This window comes from Diaphorobacter oryzae DSM 22780, assembly GCF_059568935.1.
The window spans coordinates 114,269-133,507 of the sequence record NZ_JCANUL010000003.1; the positions used below are offsets into that span (position 1 = coordinate 114,269).

Here is a 19,239-nt window from a genome sequence, read left to right on the forward strand (position 1 = left end):
CAATGCTTGCAGCAGCACGTGCGGTTCTGTTCGACCTGGATGGAACGCTGATAGACAGCGCGCCAGATCTTGGTGCGGCTGCGGATCGATTGCGTGTCGATCGTGGCCTGCCGTCGTTGCCTCTGCAGGCTTATCGTCCTATGGCAGGCGCAGGTGCGAGAGGCATGCTGTCGGTGGCCTTTGGCATCACTCCTGACCATCCGGATTTCCCAGGCTTGCGGGAGGAGTTCTTTGCCAACTACGAAAACTGCATCCACGATCAGACCTGCACGTTCCATGGCGTCCCCGATCTCATCGCAACCTTGGAGAGACGCTCGCTGAAATGGGGCGTCGTTACCAACAAAATGACGCGCTTTACCTCGCTCATCGCGCGGCGCATGGCGTTATTTGATAGTGCGGGAACGATAATCAGCGGGGACACCACCCCGCATTCGAAGCCTCACCCCGGGCCATTGTTGGAGGCTGCGCGGCGGCTGGGCTTGGCGCCCCAGGAGTGCATCTACGTTGGCGATGATGAGCGAGATATCCAGGCCGGGCGTGTTGCGGGTATGGGTACGGTTGCAGCGATGTATGGCTATCTGGGATCTGGCGCATCGCCAACCGGCTGGGGGGCGGATGCGTTGATTTATTCCCCTTTGGAACTCTTGAAATTGATGGGTTCGGACTAAAATGCGTACTGAGGGGCTGTCCTGGTTTCGACGTGGGTTCGGAATCGGTGTGGTGCATGTCGAGCTTGAGTGACGCTCGTAAATCTCCATTCGCAAAACTAACTGCAAACGACGAACGTTTCGCACTCGCCGCTTAAATACCGGTGAGCCTTGCAACAGCACGCTGGTGGGCTGGGCAAGGGGGCTGCAAAGCCTCCAGGCTGCAAGGGAATTCACATCAGCTGGTGTCGTGCCGGGTGCCTTGGCGCGATGCGAGAATTTAGGGCACTGGCATTCCGCATAGCGTGCGTCTGCGCGATGTAGAGTGTGAGACCTAAAACAGAACGCTAAACATGTAGATCTGCTCGAAGAAGGCTTGCGGACGCGGGTTCAATTCCCGCCAGCTCCACCATTACGACGTCCAAGGGCGTTCACCAACATCCGGTGAACGCCCTTTTTCTTTGGTAAATCAATGGGTTACGGTGTGGAGACGTCCGGAGCGGTCTCCTGGCAGCCAGGCTGAGGCGGGGGAACAGACGGGGGAACAAAATCCGAAAAGGGTAGACTGGCGACGTTTGTTCCCCCGTTTCAGAGGGGAAATCCGAGCTAAACCTCTTGAGGTGTTCCCCCATGTTGACCGACGCACAGTGCCGTAACGCCGTCTGTTCCCCCACATCGAAGCGGGAGCGTTTGTCGGACTCGGGAGGCCTGTATCTGGAGGTTGCTCCCGGGGGATCGAGGCGCTGGTTCTGGAAGTATCGGCATGAGGGCAAGGAAGGGCGTATGGCTCTGGGCAGCTATCCCTCGGTCAGCCTGACGGCAGCTCGCAAGGCTCGTGATACCGCCAGGCTGCAGAAATCGACAGGAATAAATCCTGTGCATGCCAGAAAGGTGGAAAGGCTGAAGGCTTCTGCCAGTGCCGGGGATACCTTCAAAGCTGTCGCTCTGGAGTGGTACGACAAACAGAAGCCTCTATGGAGTGATTCTCATGCCGAGCGCTCGCTGCGCCAGTTCGAACGTGATCTCTTTCCGTGGCTTGGGGGGCGTCGCCTAGCTGAGATTGAGCCGGTGGAACTGCTGGCAACTCTGCGCAAGGTGGAAGAGCGCGGGGCTGTAGAGACGGCCGATCGTGGATTGATGTTGGCTCGCCAAGTTTGGCGCTACGGGGTCGCGACAGGCCGGGTAGGACGGGACATCACGGGAGATCTCAAAGGCGCGCTGTCTCCGTACCGCGGCAAGCACTTCGCTGCCATTACCGAACCGGCCAAGCTGAGTGAGCTACTGCGCGCTATCCAGGCATACAAGGGCGGGCCTATCGTGCGGGCGGCACTACAGTTGGCGCCTTTGTTGTTTCAGCGTCCTGGCGAATTGCGTGGTGCAGCTTGGGCTGAAGTGGACTTGGATGCCGCCCTCTGGACGATTCCGGCTGCGCGGATGAAGCGGGGGAAGGACGGGAAGGAAAACGGGGACCCACATCTGGTGCCTCTTTCAACCCAGGCTGTGAAAGTGTTGCGGGAGCTTTATCCATTAACGGGCCACAGCGCCTTGGTGTTTCCTGGTGAGCGCAACCACAGTCGGCCTATTTCAGAGAACTCAGTGCGCACTGCGCTCATCACCATGGGCTATACGCCGGAGATCCAAACGTGGCATGGCTTTCGAGCCACGGCGCGAACAATGCTGGCGGAACGATTGGATGTTGACCCGCTGGTCATCGAAGCGCAACTGGCTCACGCCGCGAAGGATGTCTTTGGAATATGGACGCGACGAAGACCGCCTGTTGCGGTTGCCGGAGGTGCTCCGCTTGACGGGGATGTGTCGCTCGGCCCTTTACGACCAAATGGCGCGAGGGCAGTTTCCGGGTTCTATCAAGATCGGGGAGCGTGCGACCTCATGGTCAGCCAAGGCAGTACGAAACTGGATAGCGCGGCGTGTGGATGGTCTGTAGCCGATGGAGCAATGTAGAGCTCGCTGACGATGTGGTGATGGCATCTTGGGTTGCCCAAATTGATCGGTCACGGGCCCGTCTCCATCCACAGTTTTTCACGCGGCAGCCTATGGTGAACCCGCTGGGGGAACAAACGGGGGAACAATTCAAAAAATGAAAAAGTGAAATCCAGCTTCTATGCGGGTTTTCAGCTTTCATTCAATTGACGCCAGCAACTACACTGTCCAAAGGCGTTCACTGAAATCCAGTGAATGCCTTTTTTCTTTGTTAAATCAATAACTTACAGTCCTATCTGGTCCAATGGTTTCCCATGGCAGCCAAGCGCTGACCGGGGAACGTATCGGGGAACAAAGCCCTGTAAAGTGTGCGTAACGGGGGGGGGCCGGTTTGCCAGTTCCCCGTTCGGACCTTTGGGCATGTTGACTGACAAGCAATGCAAAAACGCCACCTGCCTTCCTGACAAGAAGCGAGCGCGCTTCACCGACTCGCTGGGTCTGTATCTGGAGGTTTTTCCTTGCCTCGTAGGGTGCTGTGGTGTCCTGAAATTCGCACCGAATTCGCACGGGCCATTTGTTTCCCGGAATGCGCGATTCGGGTTGGGGCTGTTGGCAATCTTCGGATGAACTTGCGGCCATAGAGTGCCAATCGTCTGCTTTCTCGCCTGGTTGGATTTGTGGAGTGATCTCTCAGGGTATTCCTGCCCATGGCGAGGACGCGGCCTGCCTAGAATGTGCTGCACTGCAATACAACCATGACGGGCAACGTACCCGAGGAGCCGCCTGTGCCAGACAAGAATCCAGCGCATGAGAACAAGCCCGCACAGCGTGTGATCAAGAAGTACCCCAATCGCCGTCTGTACGACACATCGACCTCCACCTATGTCACTTTGGCCGAGGTGAAGCAATTGGTGATGGGGGGTGAGGCAGTTGTGGTGCGCGATGCCAAGAGCGGTGAGGACCTTACGCGTAGCATCCTGCTGCAGATCATCTTGGAGGAAGAGGCTGGCGGAGCGCCCATGTTCAGCGAGGCGGCGTTGGCCAACATCATCCGCTTCTACGGCCATGCCATGCAGGGGTTCATGGGGGCGTATCTTGAGCGGAATGTGCAGATGTTCACCGAGATTCAGGCCAAGCTGGCCGAGCAATCCCAGGGGCTGACACCTGAGATGTGGTCTCAGTTCATGAACATGCAGTCTCCGATGATGATGGGCCTGATGGGTAATTACGTCGAGCAATCTCAGAGTATGTTCCTGCAGATGCAGGATCAGATGCAGAAGCAGACCGAACAAATGCTCGGTGCGTTTGGCCTCAAAAAGCGCTGACAGCGGCGGAACTGGGACAATATGGGGATGAGCGAAGCACTCTCCCCCACGAAAACACCCAAGGTCGGTTTTGTATCTCTCGGCTGCCCGAAGGCCCTGACCGACTCCGAATTGATCCTCACGCAGCTGAGCGCCGAGGGTTACGAAACCTCCAAGACCTTCGAGGGCGCAGACCTCGTCATCGTCAACACCTGTGGCTTCATCGACGATGCCGTCAAGGAAAGCCTGGACACCATTGGCGAGGCCTTGGCCGAGAACGGCAAGGTCATCGTCACGGGTTGCCTGGGTGCGCGCGCAAGCGAAGGAGGCGGCAACCTCGTGAGGGATGTGCATCCGAGTGTGCTGGCCGTCACGGGGCCGCACGCCACGCAGGAGGTGATGGAGGCAGTCCACACCCACTTGCCCAAGCCGCATGACCCGTTCCTCGACCTCGTTCCGGGCGCCTTTGGCGAGGCGGGTATCAAGCTCACGCCGCGGCACTACGCTTATCTCAAGATCAGCGAGGGCTGTAACCACCGCTGCACCTTCTGCATCATCCCCTCGATGCGCGGCGACCTTGTTTCGCGTCCCGTGGGCGACGTGCTCAAGGAGGCCAAGGCGCTGTTCGAGGGTGGCGTGAAGGAGCTGCTCGTCATCAGCCAGGACACTTCGGCCTACGGCGTGGATGTGAAGTACCGCACGGGCTTCTGGGAAGGCAAGCCTGTCAAGACGCGCATGCTGGAACTGGTGCAGGCGCTGGGTGAGATCGCCGAGGCCCATGGGGCCTGGGTGCGCCTGCACTACGTGTACCCCTACCCGAGCGTGGACGAGGTGATTCCTCTCATGGCACAGGGGCGGGTTTTGCCGTACCTGGATGTGCCATTCCAGCACAGCCACCCCGATGTGCTCAAGCGCATGAAGCGCCCGGCCAGCGGTGAAAGGAACCTGGAGCGCATCCTGCGTTGGCGTGAGGCCTGCCCGGAGCTGGTGATCCGCAGCACGTTCATTGCCGGTTTTCCGGGTGAGACGGAAGACGAGTTCCAGCACCTGCTTGATTTCGTGCGCGAGGCGCAGATTGACCGTGCGGGCTGCTTCGCCTACAGCGATGTGAACGGCGCCGTCGCCAACGAACTGCCCGGCATGCTGCCGCTGGAGGTGCGCGAGGAGCGGCGTGCGCGCTTCATGGCTGTGGCCGAAGAGGTTTCTACGGCCAAGCTGCAGCGCCGTGTGGGCCAGACCCTGCAGGTACTCGTGGACAAGGCGGTGAACCTGGGCAAGAAAGGCGGCGTGGGCCGCAGCTATGCCGATGCACCAGAGATTGACGGCGTGGTGCATCTGCTGCCGCCGGAAAAGCTCAGCAAGACCTACAAGGTGGGTGACTTCGTGAAGGCGCGCATCGTGGGCACGCAAGGACACGACCTCGTCGGCGTGCCGGTGTAATCACCCAAAAGTCTGATCTTCAATAGGGGCGGGCGTGGCGTGGCCGATCAGCGGCGGCCTTGGCGTTGATCCCGGTCCTTGCCCAGCTCATTGCCGATCAGGGCGCCCGCGGCGGCGCCGCCTATCGTGGCGGCTGTTCCGCCCAGGGCGCTACCAATGGCGCCGCCCGCCACGGCGCCTACGCCCGTGCCGATTTGTGCATTCGTGGGGTTGGTCGAGCAGCCGGCCATGCCCAGTGCTGCAGCACAGGCGGCGGCGGAGAGAAGGTGGCGGTAGGTCATGAGGAACTCCTTGTCGTGTGAGGGGCCACAAGGCACCCGCTGCGCCCTTTGACAACAGGGCTGTGCCTCTACTATGGCGTGAATCCCGGCGCGACGGTGTAGGTCCATCCTGTCGCGTGCTGTAGGACTTGGCGGGCGGGCTGTCAGCCGGGGGCGAGGCAGATGGTGACCAGCAGCGACGCATCCTTGACGGCGCGCAGCGCATGTGGCGCGCGCGGCGCCAGGTGCAGGAAGTCGCCCTCGCGCAGCAGGTGCGAGTCCGGGCCGACCTGGAAGGCCACCTCGCCCTCCAGGCATTGGACGGTGATCTCGCCGGGCGTGTCGTGCTGGCGCAGGTCCTTGCCCGCGGGCAGCACCACGCGGATCACCTCCAGCTGCCGCGCCTTGATGATGGCGGCCGTGGTGGTTTCGGGCAGGCGCGGGCCCAGGGGGCGGACGCTGACGACTTCGGAGGACTGGGCGTGGGGCAGTGCCATGGCGGTCTCCTTGCGGTTGCCGCGGGCAACGTACCGGCTACACGGACCGGCTGCGCGCCAGCGGTGGATTCTTGGCGAAGTACCCAATGATGCCGCGCATCAGCGCGTCGGCCAACTGTTCCTGATAGGCCGCCGAGCGCAGCTTGGCCTCTTCCTCTGGGTTGCTGATGAACGCTGTTTCCACCAGTACGCTGGGAATGTCCGGCGCCTTGAGCACGGCGAAGCCCGCCTGCTCCACGCGTGGCTTGTGCAATTTCGCCATGCCTCCGATCTCGCCCAGCAGCACGTGGCCGAGCTTGAGGCTGTCGTTGATCTGCGCCGTGGTACTCATGTCCAGCAGCACGCGTTGCACATGCCGGTCCTGCGTGCCGACGTTCACGCCGCCGATCAGGTCGGCCTCGTTTTCCTTGTTGGCCAGCCAGCGCGCGGCCGAGCTTGAGGCGCCGCTCTGGCTCAGCGCGAATACGCTGGCGCCGCGCGCGGCAGGGGTGGTGAAGGCATCGGCATGGATGGAGACGAACAGGTCCGCCTGCACGCGCCGGGCCTTGTCCACGCGCGTGGCCAGGGGCACGAAGTAGTCGCCGTCGCGCGTGAGAAAGGCGCGCATGGGGTTGCCGCTCACGTTGGTGGCGTTGATGCGGTCGCGCAGCAGGTGGGCGACCTTGAGCACCACATCCTTCTCGCGCGTGCCGCGCGGACCGATGGCGCCGGGGTCTTCGCCGCCGTGGCCGGGGTCCAGGGCGACGATGATGAGACGGTCCGTGGCGCGTGCCACGGCAGGCGCCGTGCGCTCGGATGGGCGCACGCGCGCGGGTGTGGCGGGTGCTGCCGGTGCCGGCGCGGCGGCGATGGCAGCGTCCGGCGTGGGGGTAGGGGAGGGTGCCGCGGGCGCGGTTGGCTTGAGGCTGCGCTGCGTGATCAGATCGCCCAGCGGATCGGCAGCGGGCGCGGTCTGCGGCGGTGCGGCGAGCTTTGCGGTGTCGCGCAGGCGTTCGGTGATCAGAGCCTCCAGGGGATCGGGTGCCTCGGCAGGGTAGAGGTCGAACACCAGTCGGTGCTGGTAGGCGGCGACCGGCTGCAGCGTGAACACCTGCGGCCGGGCGGCCTGCTTCAGGTCTACCACCAGGCGCACCACGCCCGGTGCGTTCTGGCCCACGCGGATGCCGGCGATGTTGGGGTCGTCGGGCTGCACCTTGGCCACCAGCTCGCGCAGCGAGGGGTGGAGGTCAATGCCCTCGATGTCCACGGCCAGGCGCGGCGGCGTGGCCACGAAGGTTTGTTTGGTGACGAGCTGGCGGTCGGACTCGATGGTCACCCGCGAGTAGTCGGGCGCGGGCCACACGCGCACGGCGACGATGGTGGCGCCGCGTGCGATCTGCTGCCGGCCGAGCAGCAGCACCAGACTGCCTGCCTGCAGCAACGATCGGCGGGTGTGGTGTCGGGGGAGAGCAGCGCTCATGGGGTGTCCAGTCCTTGCAGTACGGCACTGCCATGGGGCGTGTGGGCCTGCAGCCGCACATGCCGGGCCTGATCATCCTCTGCTTCAATGTAAATAGCAATATCCGCAGGAGGGATAAGGGCTCCCGCCTTGTCAGGCCATTCCGCGAGCTTCAGGCCGGGGCCGGCGAAGATGTCGCGAAAGCCCGCGTCCTCCCACTCGCGCGGGTCATTGAAACGGTAGAAGTCGAAATGCCAGATGGCCAGGTCCGGGGTCTGGTGCGGCTCGACCACCGCATAGGTCGGGCTCTTGATGCGCCCCTGCACGCCCAGGGCGCGCAGCAGGTGGCGCACCAGCGTGGTCTTGCCCGCGCCCAGGTCGCCATGCAGGGCGATGAAGGCGTTGCGCAGGCCCGGTTGTGCGGCCAGGCGCGCGGCAAAGCGGGCGGTGTCGTCCTCGCCTTGCCAGTGCAGCGACAGGCTCCGCAAGGCTGCGGGCCTTTGCGGGGTTTCTACAATTTGGGGTTGATGGTGTGCAGCAGTCAACTGATTCCTCGGATACAAGGCTGGGCCCGCGAGTTGGGATTTTCCCAAATCGGCGTGGCCGGCGTGGACTTGTCCGCCGCCGAACCTGGATTGATGCAATGGCTGGCCCAAGGGTTCCATGGCGAGATGCATTACATGGCCGCGCACGGCCTGCGGCGCGCGCGCCCGGCGGAGTTGGTGCCCGGCACGGTGAGCGTGATCACCGCGCGCATGGACTACCTGCCGCGGGATACCTCCGGTGGCTGGCAGGCCATCGAATTCGATCGCCTGCAGCGCCCGCAGGAGGCCATTGTCTCCGTCTATGCGCGGGGCCGCGACTACCACAAGGTGCTGCGCGCGCGGCTGCAAAAGCTCAGCGAGCGCATTGCCGAGGCCGTGGGCCCGTTCGGCCACCGCGTCTTCACCGACTCGGCGCCCGTGCTCGAGGCCGAACTGGCCAGCCGCAGCGGCCAGGGCTGGCGCGGCAAGCATACGCTGGTGCTGAGCCGCGAGGCGGGGTCCATGTTCTTCCTCGGCGAGATCTACGTGGACATGCCGCTCGAACCCACGGCGCCCGTGAGCGCGCATTGCGGCAGCTGCCAGGCCTGCATCGACGTGTGCCCCACGCGCGCCATCATTGCGCCGCACCGCGTGGATGCGCGCCGCTGTATCTCCTACCTGACCATCGAACACGCGGGCCCCATTCCGCTGGAGCTGCGCCCGCTCCTGGGCAACCGCATCTACGGCTGCGACGACTGCCAGCTCATCTGCCCCTGGAACAAGTTCGCCCAGACCAGCAGCCTGCCCGACTTCGACGCACGCGCCGGCCTGGTGGGGCAGCAGCTGGTGCAGCTGTTCGCCTGGGACGAGGCCACCTTCCTGCGCGTGACCGAGGGCGGGCCGATACGCCGCATCGGCCACGAGCGCTGGCTGCGCAACCTGGCGGTGGCGCTGGGCAACGCGCTGCGGGCCACGGGGGACGCCGGCGTGCGCGCCGCGCTGCTCGCCCGTGCCGAGGACCCGAGCGTCCTGGTGCGCGAGCATGTGGCCTGGGCTCTGGCGCAGGAAAATTGAAGAAAAAAGGGCTTTTGCGCCCGTGTATCAAGCGCTATATGCTATATATTTAATAGCAAAATAGCCTCAACGCAGCAGGCCCAGCGCGAACGGCAGGCTGACCATGCCCAGCACGGTGGACAGCGTGACCAGGCCTGCCACGTAGGCGCCGTTGTAGCCCATGCGCGCCGCCAGCACGTAGCAGGTGGAGGCCGTGGAAACGGCGCAGAAGGCCATCAGCACGGTGGTCTGGGTCGCGTCCAGCTGCAGCAGCCGTGCCAGTACCCAGGCGATGAGCGGCTGGACCAGATGGCGTATGGACAGCACGGCCGCCGACAGCAGCTTGCCGCGCGTGAGCAGGCCGAACTGCATGCCCGCGCCGGCCGCCATGAGCCCCAGCGCCAGCGATGCGGAGCTGATGCGGCCCACCGTGGGCTCCAGCCAGGGCGGGATGCGAAAGCCCAGCAGGTTGGCGATCAGCCCCGTGGCCGTGGCGACGATCAGCGGGTTGCGCAGCAACTCCCGCACAAAGCCCTGCTGGCCGGCGCGCGCCATGGGCCACACGGCCGCCACGTTGAACAGCGGCACGCACACGCCAATGAGCACGGCCACCATCAGCAGGCCCTGGGCGCCGGCCAGGCGCTCGGCCAGCGCCAGGATGATGAAGGAGTTGAAGCGGAAGGCCACCTGCGCGGCGGCCGCGTGGTCGCGCCGGTCGATGTGCCTGCCCAGCCAGGGCAGGTGCGGCAGGCTGTAGGCCAGTGCCACGCCGCACAGGCCGGTGACCACGCCGGCCACGATCAGCCCCGCCGCCTCGCCCACGTTGATGGGGCTCTTGACGATGGACTGGAACAGCAGCACCGGAAAAAGCAGGTAGTACACCAGGCTTTCCACCGGCTGCCAGACCGCGCGGTTGAGGGGGGTGTAGCGGCAGATCAGGTAGCCGCACAGAATCAGTGAAAAATCCGGAAGAAGAAGCTGCGCGTAATTCACGGCGCGCAGCATACCGTGGCACCGTCGGTGGCGCTGGCCGCGCCGGGGTGGGTCGGGGGGCGAGTCAGGGGCTGGTGATTGGGGAAATCACTGACAGATCAATGGTTTGGATCGACCTGTGCGGTGCCTTCAGCGTTTTAGGATTGCCGTCTACCCCCGCTTTTTTTCACCAAACACGATTTGATGAGGAGATTTCGCATGCATCGTCGCAATTGTCTGGCCCTGGTTCTGGCGGTCACCGCCGGCACGGCCTTTGCCCAGGGCTATCCCAGCAAGCCTGTCAAGCTGCTGGTCCCGTTCGCTCCGGGCGGCACGACAGACATCATCGCCCGCGTCATTGCTGACCCGCTGTCGCGGGCCCTGGGCCAGTCGGTCGTGGTCGAAAATCGCGGCGGCGGCGGCGGTGTGATCGGCGCGCAGGAAACGGCGCGCGCAGTGCCGGACGGCTACAGCCTGGGCGTGGCCACTGTGTCCACCACGGCGGCCAACCCCGCGATCAACGCCAAGATCCCCTACAACCCGATCACGGACTTCACGCCCATCATCAACATCGCGGCCACGCCCAACATCATCGCGGTGCACCCCAGCTTCCCGGCCAAGGACTACAAGTCCTTCCTGGCGGAGATCCAGAAGAACCCCGGCAAGTACTCGTACGCCTCCTCCGGCACGGGCGGCATCGGCCACCTGCTGATGGAGCTGTACAAGAGCCTCACCAACACCTTCGTCACGCACATCCCCTACCGCGGCGCGGGTCCGGCGCTGAACGACACCGTGGCCGGCCAGGTGCCGATCATCTTCGACAACCTGCCCTCGGCACTGCCCTTCATCAAGAGCGGCAAGCTGGTGCCCATCGTGGTCTCGGCGCCGCAGCGCGTGGCGGCCCTGCCCAACGTGCCCACCTTCAAGGAAGTCGGCCTGGAGCCCGTGAACCGCATGGCCTACTACGGCATCCTCGGGCCCAAGGGCCTGCCCAAGGAGGTGGTGGACAAGATCAGCGCCGGCACCCGCAAGGCGCTGGAAGACCCGGCAGTGCGCAAGCGCATCGAGGACACCGACTCCATCATCGTCGCCAACACGCCCGAGCAGTTCGCGGAGCAGATCAAGGCCGAGTTCGAGGTTTACAAGCAGGTGGTGCAAAAGCAGAAACTGTCGCTGGAATAAGCGCACCGAACGTCCCTGAAAGCCGCCCGCCGTTCGCGGGCGGTTTTTTTGATGCTATGGTTTTCGCATGCTGCCAGAAAGCCAGAACGCCATCGACCTGTTCATCGACGCCCTGTGGCTGGAGGATGGCCTGTCGCGCAACACGCTGGCGGCCTACCGGCGCGACCTCACGCTGTACGCGCAGTGGCTGGCGCAGCAGGAGCCGCCGCTCACCCTGGATGCCACGGCCGAGCACCATCTGCACGGCTACTTTGCCGCCCGCCATGCGCAGACGCGGGCCACGTCGGCCAACCGGCGCCTGACGGTGCTGCGCCGCTACTTTCACTGGGCGCTGCGCGAGCGGCGCATCGCCGCCGACCCCACGGTGCGCCTGCAGGCCGCGCGCCAGCCGCTGCGCGTGCCCAAGACGCTGACGCAGGCGCAGGTGGAGGCCCTGCTGCACGCCCCCGACACGGCCACCGCGCTGGGCCTGCGCGACCGCGCCATGCTGGAGCTGATGTACGCCAGCGGCCTGCGCGTGAGCGAGCTGGTCACGCTCAAGATCTTCCACCTGGGACTGGCCGAGGGCGTGCTGCGCATCATGGGCAAGGGCGGCAAGGAGCGGCTGGTGCCCTTCGGCGACGAGGCGCACCGCTGGCTGCAGCGCTACCTGGCCGAGGGCCGGGGCGCCATCCTGGCCGGGCAGCAGACGGATGACTTGTTCGTCACCCAGCGCGGCGCGGCCATGTCGCGCGTGACGTTCTGGGTCATCGTCAAGAAATGCGCGCAGGCCGCGGGCATCACCGCGCCGCTGTCGCCCCACACGCTGCGCCATGCGTTCGCCACGCATCTGCTCAACCATGGTGCGGATCTGCGCGTGGTGCAGCTGCTGCTGGGCCATGCCGACATCTCCACCACCACCATCTACACCCATGTGGCGCGCGAGCGGCTCAAGGCGCTGCACGCGCAGCACCATCCGCGCGGCTGAAGGGGCTTGGAGCCGTGCGCTGGCGGGGCGGCGGCGATCCGGTGAAAAATCGCGCTCTTTTTTGAATCTCTGGAGTTTTCATGAAGGATTCCGTGCGCCGGCGTGTGCTGGCCTCCCTCGCGCTGGCTGTGGCGCTGCCCCTGGGGGCGCAGGCCCAATCGTGGCCCGCCAAGCCCATCCGCATCGTCGTTGCCTATCCTGCGGGCGGCGTCAGCGACGTGGTGGCGCGCGCGCTGGGCGACAAGCTGGCCGAGCGCCTGGGGACGCCCGTGGTGGTGGAAAACAAGGCCGGCGCCGGCGGCACCATCGGCATGGACGCGGTGGCCAAGGCCGCACCGGATGGCTACACCCTGGGCTTTTCCGCGATCAGCCCGCTGGTGCTCAACCCGCACCTGGGCACGCCGCCGTACGACGCGGCGCGCGACATCGCACCCGTGGCCAGCGTGATGTACTCGCCCGTGCTGCTGCTGGGCACGCAGGCAGCGAAGGAGCGCGACTTCCGCAGCCTGCTGGCCAGCGCCAAGGCGCATCCGGGGCAGGTGCGCTGGGCGACGTCGGGGTTGGCGTCGCTGGGCCACATCATGCTCGAGCACATCATGCAGGGCAGTGGCGTGCAGATCACGCATGTGCCTTACAAGGGCGGCGGCCAGCAGCTCAACGATGCGCTCTCCGGTCAGTTCGAGGTGCTGTCCACCAACGCCGGCCCGGCCGTCATGCAGCAGATCAAGGCCGGCAAGCTGCATCCGCTGGCCGTGGGAGCGCCCGCGCGCCTGGAGACCCTGCCGGACGTGCCCACGCTGGCCGAGCTGGGCCTGCCCGCCGCCAACCTGAACTCGGTGTTCGGGGTCTTCGCGCCGGCGGGCACGCCCGCGCCCGTGCTGGAGCGCCTGAATGCCGAGATCAACCGCGCGCTGGCGCTGCCCGACATCAAGGCGCGCCTGGAGGCTTCGGACAATCTGCCCACGGGTGGAAGCGCCGAGGAGTTCCGCAAGCAGATCGCTGCGGAGTCGCAGAGCAACGCGCGCATCATCCGCGCGGCCCACATCCGCCTGAACTGAGGCGGCATCGCAAGGCCGGGCGCGGCCTTGCGGGTTGGGGCGTCAGTCCTCGACGGCCAGGTTTTCGGCCCAGGTCAGCGCCTGCAGGTGGGCCCAGTTCACCTGGCGGTTGGACAGGTGCAGCGCCTCGGCCGTGCGCGCGAAAGCGGCATCGTCGCCGCTTTCGCAGGCCTTGGTGAGTTCCAGGAACGGGGCGAACACGCCCTTGTTGTGCAGCAGCGCATCCAGCACCGGCTGGGGCAGGGCCACGGTTTCCAGCGCGCGCTCCAGGGGCACGCCCAGCATGGTGTCCAGCAGCGAGAACACGCCCACCACGAAGGCGTTGTCGCACTCCTCGGGCGGCAGCAGCTCGGCCGCGAGCAGCTCCATCAGGCGCCCGCGCACCACGGCGGTCTGGCCCACGGCCGGCGGCGAACCGCTGGCGCGCGAGGTGGTCATGAGCAGCGCGGCCCAGCGGAACAGCTTCTTGAGCCCCAGGATCATCACCGCGTGGCGGAACGAGGTGATCTCGCACGACAGGCCGAAGCCCGAGGAATTGATGAAGCGCAGCAGGTTGAAGGACAGCGTGGGGTCCTTCTTGAGCAGGTCCTCGATCTCGGCCGTGCTGGCCTGCTGTCGCACCAGGTTGATGAGCTGGATGATGGTCGCCTGCGATGGGCGGATGGTCTGGGCCTTGACCAGCGACGGCTGGGCGAACCAGTAGCCCTGGAACAGCTTCACGCCGAGCGCGGCCATGCGCTCGTGCTGCTCGGCCGTTTCCACCTTCTCGGCCACCAGGGTGGCCTGCGTGTGCGCGCGCGCGAAGTTCACCAGCGGTTCGGCCAGCTCGGGCTTGAAGGCCTGCATGTCCAGCTTGATGAACGATGCCAGCGGCAGCCAGGCGGCGTAGGCGCGACGCAGCACGTTCTGGCTGAAGGCCAGGCGAAAGCCGCGGGTGCGCAGCGACTGCAGCGTGGGGATGCACTGCTCGATCTGCTCGGCCGTGGCGTCGGCGGCCAGCGTGGGCACCTCCAGCACCACCTTCTCGGGGTGGATCAGCTCCAGGTGGGCGCCGGCCAGGCTGTCGTGCGTGCAATTGATGAAGACGGTCTTCCTGCCGACCAGGGCCTCGGAGCCGGCATAGGACAGGGCATTGAACAGCAGGGCCGCGTCGCTGGCGGCGGTGTGGGCGTCGGCGGAGGTGGAGCGGTCGAACAGCTCGTAGCCAAAGACCGCGCGCTGCTCGTCCAGGATGGCCTGGCGGGCAATGACGACCAGATCCCCCGCGTCGGCCGTGTGGCTGGGCTGCGGCGTGGTGGCGGCGGAGGGTTGCTGCGCAACGGAATCGGGTGTGCTCGACATGGCTCTTGGGGGCGAAGTGTTCGTGGGATTCTAGGAGGTCAACAGGCTTTCACGGCTGGGCCATCTGGTCGGCCCAGGCCAGCGCCTGCAGGTGCGCCCAGTTGATCTGCTGGCTGCTCAGTTGCAGCGTTTGCGCGGCCTGGTCGAAGGTGGTGTCGTTGCCGGCCTCGCAGGTTTCGACCAGCGTGAGCAGTTCGCCATGCACGCCGCTGCGCTGCAGCAGCGCGGCGGCCAGGTCGCTGGGCAGGTTCAGCAGGCCCACGGCGGACGCAATGGGCATGCCCAGCATCTGGTCGAGCATGGAGAAGATGCCGATCACGAAGGCCTGGTCCGCCTCCTCGGGCGGCAGGATCTCCCGGGCCAGCAGTTCCATGAAGCGGCCGCGCACCACGGCGGTCTGGCCCACGGCGGGCGGCGTGCCGCCGGTGCGCACGGCGGTGAGCAGCAGCGCCGCCCAGCGAAACAGCTTCTTGAGGCCCAGCAGCAGCACCGCCTGGCGAAAGGAGGTGATCTCGCGCGTCAACCCCAGGCCGGCGGAGTTGATCAGGCGCATGAGGTTGAAGGCCAGGCCCGCGTCCTTCTTGAGCGCTTCCTCGATCTCGTCGGTGCTGGCCTGGCTGCGCACCAGGTTGAGTAGCTGCACGATGCTGGCCTGCGCGGGGGTGAGCAGCTTGGCCTCGACCAGCGTGGGGCGGGAGAACCAGTAGCCCTGGAACAGCTCCACGCCCATCGAGGACACCGTGTCGTACTGCTGCGCGGTCTCGATCTTCTCGGCGATCAGTTCGGCCTGCGAGTGCCGCCCGGCGTAGTTGACGAGCACGGCCAGCTGGTCGGGCGCAAGCACCGACAGGTCGAGCTTGATGTAGTCCGCCAGCGGCAGCCACGGGGCGTAGGCCGACTCCAGCACCGTGTGGTTGAAGGCCAGGTGAAAGCCGCGGTTGCGCAGGCCGGCCAAGATGGGCAGGCGGGCGTGCACCTCGGCTGCGGCCACATGGCCCAGGGGGGGGATCTCCAGCACCACCTTGTCGGGGTTCACCAGCTCCAGGTGGCCGCCGGCCAGGCTCTCGTGGGTGCAGTTCACGAAGATCAGCATCTTGCCCACCAGCTCCTCGGTGCCGGCGTGCGAGAGCGCGGTGAACACCAGGACCATGTCGCTGGCGGCCGTGTGCGCCGCGTGCGCACGGGAGCGGTTGAAGAGCTCGTAGCCGATGACCGCCTGCTGGCCGTTCATGATGGCCTGGCGCGCGATCATGGCGCCGGTGCTGCCGCCCTGGACGGGGCCGGTCGGGCGGGGTTGGGGGGAGGCGGGGGGGATGGTGGACATGGAAGGCTGGGGCGGGGCAACGGGCGGCGGTGCGGTCATCCAAGGGGCCTTGGCCGCCGCATGGCGCTGCTTGGCATTGTAGGTAAGAAGCATGGGGCCGCAGCGGTCCCTCAGCCGTGCTGCAGCCAGAGCATTTCCGCCTCGCTGAAGCCGGCGGCGCGCCGGGCGGCCTCGTTGAGCGGGGGCTTGGGGCGCGGCGCCTCGTGGCGCTCGACCAGCACCGCGTAGTGCGCCACCGGATCCAGCCCCTGGCGCTCGCACAGCCAGCCGTACCAGTGGTTGCCGATGGCCACGTGGCCCACCTCTTCGCGCAGGATGATGTCCAGGATCTGCACCGCCGCCAGCGCGTCGGGCGTGCCCACGCTGCGCAGCTTGTGCTGGATCAGGGGCGTGGCGTCCAGCCCGCGCGCCTCCAGCGTGCGCGGCACCAGGGCCATGCGCGCCACGATGTCGTGCGCCGTCTTCTCGCACATGCTCCACAGGCCCTGGTGCGCGGGAAAGTCGCCGTAGTCGTGGTGCAGGTGCTGGCGCAGGTGGTCGCGCAGCAGGCGAAAGTGCTGCGCCTCCTCGGCCGCCACGCGCAGCCAGTCCCGGTAGAACGGGTCGGGCATGCCGCCAAAGCGCCAGATGGCGTCCAGCGCCAGGTTGATGGCGTTGAACTCGATGTGGGCGATGGCGTGGATCAGCACCGCGCGGCCCTCGGGCGTGGCCGGAGAGCGGCGCGCCACGGCCGTGTGGTGCAGCAGCTCGGGCCGCGCGGGGCGGCCGGGCAGGGCCTGCGGGTCCGGCGGCGGGATGGGTGTTTTTGATGCTATTGAAAAAATAGCTGCCTGCGCTTGCATATCAAGCGCTGCAGCCGATTTTTCTTCAGGGTCTGCGAGGCACAAGACCTCCAGGGCACGTTGGCGAAGCTCCATCCCTACAATTCTAGGTTTCCCTATATCAATAACCAACGGAGACGGTAGCGCGATGGCGATCTATGAACTGGATGGCGTGGCACCCGAGGTGGCGGCATCGGCCTGGGTGGCCGACAGCGCCCAGGTGATGGGCGATGTGGCGGTGGGGGAGGGGGCCAGCGTGTGGTTTGGCACCGTGGTGCGCGGCGATACCGAGCGCATCACCATCGGCGCCGGCACCAATGTGCAGGACGCCAGCGTGCTGCATGCCGACATCGGCAAGCCGCTGGTGATCGGCGAGCGCGTCACGGTGGGCCACCAGGTCATGCTGCACGGCTGCATGATCGGCGATGAGTCGCTCATCGGCATCGGCGCCGTGGTGCTCAACGGCGCCAAGATCGGCAGGAACTGCCTGGTGGGCGCCGGCTCGCTGGTCACCGAGGGCAAGGAGTTTCCCGACGGCTCCATGATCCTGGGCAGTCCCGCCAAGGTGGTGCGCCAGCTCACGCCGGAGCAAATCGAAGGGCTGCGCCAGAGCGCGCGGCACTATATGGAGAACGCGCGCCGCTTCCAGGCGGGTTTGCGCAAGCTGGGCTGAACCGCCCGGCGTTTTGACTGGGGTTTTCTGCGTGTCCGAACTGCACAAGTTTTTGTTTGATGGCCTGCCCGTGCGCGGCATGATCGTGCGCCTGACCGACGCCTGGACGGAGCTGCTGCGCCGCCGCGCCGGCAACACCGAGACCGGCGCCTACCCGCCCCCCGTGAGCGAGCTGCTGGGCGAGATGACCGCTGCCGGCGTGCTGATGCAGTCGAACATCAAGTTCAACGGCGCGCTGGTGCTGCAGGTCTTCGGCGACGGCCCGGTCAAGCTGGCCGTGGCCGAGGTGCAGTCCGACCTGAGCCTGCGCGCCACGGCCTCGGTGACGGGCGAGCTGCCCGCGGGCGCCGGCTTGCCGGACATGGTGAACGTGGGCGGCGGCGGCCGCTGCGCGATCACGCTGGACCCCAAGGACCGCCTGCCGGGCCAGCAGCCCTACCAGGGCGTGGTGCCGCTGCATGGCGACCACCAGGAGAAGCTGCACAAGCTCAGCGACGTGCTGCAGCACTACATGCTGCAGTCCGAGCAGCTGGACACCACGCTGGTGCTGGCCGCCAACGACCAGGTGGCGGCGGGCCTGCTGATCCAGCGCATGCCCCTCAAGGGCGAGGGCAACCTGGCCCGGGGGCTGGGGCGCGAGGACGAGGACCAGATCGGCCGCAACGAGGACTACAACCGCATCGCCACGCTGGCCGCCAGCCTCACGCGCGAGGAGCTGCTCACGCTGGACGTGGACACCATCCTGCACCGTCTGTTCTGGGAGGAAAAGCTGCTGCGCTTCGTCCCCCGGCGGGGCGAGGACGGGCCGCGCTTCGCCTGCTCCTGCAGCCGCGAGCGCGTGGGCAACATGCTGCGCAACCTGGGGGTGGAGGAGGTCGAGAGCATCTTGGCCGAGCGGGAATCCGTCGAGGTCGGCTGCGAATACTGCGGCCAGCAATACCACTTCGACGCGGTGGACGCGGCGCAGCTGTTCACCGGGCGGGACAAGCAGCCCCCGGTACCCTCGCGCGTGCAGTGAACCTCAGCGGCCCAGGCCGCGCAGCGCGGTGAACAGCCGGTGCTCGCACACGGGGTCGCTGCATTTCTCGCAGCCCAGGGCGCGCAGGCGCTGGCGCTGCGCACCGGCGCAGTCGGGTTCTTTTAAGGGAAAAGTGGCTCGGGCGCCCTCTGGATAGGCGCCTGTAGCTATTAAGTCGATAGCATTCAGGGCGCTGCGCAGGCGCGCCGCCTGCGGCCCGTAGAGCACCTGGAAGGCCAGGCCCGCATCGGCAAGTGCCGCGCGCAGCCGCATCTCGGCGGGCCCGGGCCGGTCCTGCGCGCACAGCAGCGTCAGGTCGAAGGCCGGGTTTTGCGGGAGGTGGTCGCCCGCCCAAGCGGAGGCCTGGGGGCGAAGGCGCGCCAGCTCTTGCGCCAGGCCCGTGCAGAGCGCGCGGTCGGCGCCCAGCACGGCGATGCGCAGCATGGGCGGGGCTGGCCGGTCGGGGTTGGGCGCGGCCTCAGCGCCGGGCGGGCGTGACATGCACGTAGATCTCGCCCTGCTTGACCATGCCCAGCTCGCTGCGCGCCTTTTCCTCGACCATTTCCAGGCCGTCCTTCAGGTCGTTCACCTCGGCGGCCAGGCGTTCGTTGGCCTGGCGTGCCTGGGCGTTGGCCGCCTGCTGCGTGGCGATCTGGCGGCGCATGTCTTCCACATGGCCGACACTGCCGCGCCCCGTCCACAGCTGCGCGTGGATGCCCACGAGCAGCAGCAGCAGGACGAGCGGAACGATGCGTGTGACCATGGCGGTGCGCCGTGGC

The 19,239-nt window shown here is 66.2% G+C and carries 20 protein-coding genes and 1 other RNA gene; 11 read left to right on the top strand and 10 right to left on the bottom strand.

Annotated elements, in window-relative coordinates; translation table 11 throughout:
• Positions 1-2 precede the first annotated feature (2 nt).
• The 5 genes from BP68_RS06590 (at position 3) to rimO (ending at position 5,332) form a co-directional block, all read left to right on the top strand.
• Positions 3-668 (top strand): HAD family hydrolase, encoded by a 666-nt coding sequence (locus BP68_RS06590; protein ID WP_496370385.1) that lies wholly within the window; start codon positions 3-5, stop codon positions 666-668.
• A 12-nt stretch (positions 669-680) separates the two neighbouring features.
• Positions 681-1,059: a transfer-messenger RNA gene (ssrA, locus tag BP68_RS06595) on the top strand.
• 218 nt (positions 1,060-1,277) lie between these two features.
• Positions 1,278-2,609 carry a tyrosine-type recombinase/integrase gene (locus BP68_RS06600; protein ID WP_496369887.1) on the top strand — a complete coding sequence of 444 codons (1,332 nt, stop codon included), beginning with the start codon at positions 1,278-1,280 and terminating at the stop codon, positions 2,607-2,609.
• 734 nt (positions 2,610-3,343) lie between these two features.
• Complete coding sequence (phaR, locus tag BP68_RS06605; protein WP_496369889.1) at positions 3,344-3,913, top strand: polyhydroxyalkanoate synthesis repressor PhaR; 570 nt, start codon at positions 3,344-3,346, stop codon at positions 3,911-3,913.
• Between the two features lie 27 nt (positions 3,914-3,940).
• Positions 3,941-5,332: a 30S ribosomal protein S12 methylthiotransferase RimO gene (gene rimO / locus BP68_RS06610; protein WP_496369891.1), complete on the top strand. Its 1,392-nt coding sequence runs from the start codon at positions 3,941-3,943 to the stop codon at positions 5,330-5,332.
• A 47-nt stretch (positions 5,333-5,379) separates the two neighbouring features.
• On the opposite strand, the gene BP68_RS06615 is transcribed toward rimO, so the two are convergent.
• From BP68_RS06615 to tsaE, 4 genes are all read right to left on the bottom strand, one after another.
• Positions 5,380-5,613 carry a YMGG-like glycine zipper-containing protein gene (locus BP68_RS06615; RefSeq protein WP_496369893.1) on the bottom strand — a complete coding sequence of 78 codons (234 nt, stop codon included), beginning with the start codon at positions 5,611-5,613 and terminating at the stop codon, positions 5,380-5,382.
• Between the two features lie 143 nt (positions 5,614-5,756).
• Complete coding sequence (locus tag BP68_RS06620; protein ID WP_496369895.1) at positions 5,757-6,089, bottom strand: cupin domain-containing protein; 333 nt, start codon at positions 6,087-6,089, stop codon at positions 5,757-5,759.
• A gap of 37 nt (positions 6,090-6,126) precedes the next feature.
• Positions 6,127-7,548, bottom strand: coding sequence for an N-acetylmuramoyl-L-alanine amidase (locus BP68_RS06625; protein ID WP_496369897.1), 1,422 nt, complete (start codon positions 7,546-7,548; stop codon positions 6,127-6,129).
• The gene (gene tsaE / locus BP68_RS06630) at positions 7,545-8,072 is read right to left on the bottom strand and encodes a tRNA (adenosine(37)-N6)-threonylcarbamoyltransferase complex ATPase subunit type 1 TsaE (RefSeq protein WP_496369899.1); all 528 of its coding nucleotides are present in this window, start codon (positions 8,070-8,072) and stop codon (positions 7,545-7,547) included. The genes BP68_RS06625 and tsaE overlap by 4 nt, the downstream gene beginning before the upstream one ends.
• Here tsaE and queG point away from each other — a divergent pair.
• Positions 8,055-9,125 (top strand): tRNA epoxyqueuosine(34) reductase QueG, encoded by a 1,071-nt coding sequence (gene queG / locus BP68_RS06635; protein WP_496369901.1) that lies wholly within the window; start codon positions 8,055-8,057, stop codon positions 9,123-9,125. The genes tsaE and queG overlap by 18 nt on opposite strands.
• Before the next feature lie 66 nt (positions 9,126-9,191).
• Here queG and BP68_RS06640 read toward each other — a convergent pair whose 3' ends face one another.
• Positions 9,192-10,109, bottom strand: coding sequence for an AEC family transporter (locus tag BP68_RS06640; RefSeq protein WP_496369903.1), 918 nt, complete (start codon positions 10,107-10,109; stop codon positions 9,192-9,194).
• Between the two features lie 186 nt (positions 10,110-10,295).
• On the opposite strand from BP68_RS06640, the gene BP68_RS06645 reads away from it, so the two are divergent.
• The 3 genes from BP68_RS06645 (at position 10,296) to BP68_RS06655 (ending at position 13,283) form a co-directional block, all read left to right on the top strand.
• A complete protein-coding gene (locus tag BP68_RS06645) occupies positions 10,296-11,258 on the top strand; it encodes a tripartite tricarboxylate transporter substrate binding protein BugE (RefSeq protein ID WP_496369905.1) in 963 nt (320 codons plus the stop codon).
• Between the two features lie 67 nt (positions 11,259-11,325).
• Positions 11,326-12,225: a site-specific tyrosine recombinase XerD gene (gene xerD, locus BP68_RS06650; protein WP_496369907.1), complete on the top strand. Its 900-nt coding sequence runs from the start codon at positions 11,326-11,328 to the stop codon at positions 12,223-12,225.
• 80 nt (positions 12,226-12,305) lie between these two features.
• Positions 12,306-13,283 (top strand): Bug family tripartite tricarboxylate transporter substrate binding protein, encoded by a 978-nt coding sequence (locus BP68_RS06655; RefSeq protein ID WP_496369909.1) that lies wholly within the window; start codon positions 12,306-12,308, stop codon positions 13,281-13,283.
• A gap of 42 nt (positions 13,284-13,325) precedes the next feature.
• Here the strand turns inward: BP68_RS06655 and BP68_RS06660 are convergent, their stop codons facing one another.
• The 3 genes from BP68_RS06660 to BP68_RS06670 all read right to left on the bottom strand — a co-directional run bounded on the left by BP68_RS06660 (position 13,326) and on the right by BP68_RS06670 (position 16,865).
• Positions 13,326-14,624 carry an EAL and HDOD domain-containing protein gene (locus BP68_RS06660; protein ID WP_496369911.1) on the bottom strand — a complete coding sequence of 433 codons (1,299 nt, stop codon included), beginning with the start codon at positions 14,622-14,624 and terminating at the stop codon, positions 13,326-13,328.
• A 49-nt stretch (positions 14,625-14,673) separates the two neighbouring features.
• Complete coding sequence (locus BP68_RS06665) at positions 14,674-15,948, bottom strand: EAL and HDOD domain-containing protein (protein WP_496369913.1); 1,275 nt, start codon at positions 15,946-15,948, stop codon at positions 14,674-14,676.
• 110 nt (positions 15,949-16,058) lie between these two features.
• Complete coding sequence (locus BP68_RS06670; protein ID WP_496369915.1) at positions 16,059-16,865, bottom strand: ferritin-like domain-containing protein; 807 nt, start codon at positions 16,863-16,865, stop codon at positions 16,059-16,061.
• Between the two features lie 52 nt (positions 16,866-16,917).
• Between BP68_RS06670 and BP68_RS06675 the strand changes: the two genes are divergently transcribed.
• Together BP68_RS06675 and hslO are read left to right on the top strand one after the other, a co-directional pair.
• On the top strand, positions 16,918-17,442 hold the full coding sequence (locus BP68_RS06675; RefSeq protein ID WP_496369917.1) for a gamma carbonic anhydrase family protein: 525 nt from the start codon (positions 16,918-16,920) through the stop codon (positions 17,440-17,442).
• Positions 17,443-17,473: 31 nt separating this feature from the next.
• Positions 17,474-18,460 carry an Hsp33 family molecular chaperone HslO gene (gene hslO / locus BP68_RS06680; protein WP_496369919.1) on the top strand — a complete coding sequence of 329 codons (987 nt, stop codon included), beginning with the start codon at positions 17,474-17,476 and terminating at the stop codon, positions 18,458-18,460.
• Between the two features lie 3 nt (positions 18,461-18,463).
• Here the strand turns inward: hslO and BP68_RS06685 are convergent, their stop codons facing one another.
• Entirely contained in the window at positions 18,464-18,961 is a 498-nt protein-coding gene (locus BP68_RS06685) for a hypothetical protein (RefSeq protein WP_496369921.1), read from the bottom strand.
• Positions 18,939-19,223, bottom strand: coding sequence for a septum formation initiator family protein (locus BP68_RS06690; RefSeq protein WP_496369923.1), 285 nt, complete (start codon positions 19,221-19,223; stop codon positions 18,939-18,941). Before BP68_RS06690 ends, BP68_RS06685 begins: the two co-directional genes overlap by 23 nt.
• Positions 19,224-19,239: the final 16 nt, after the last annotated feature.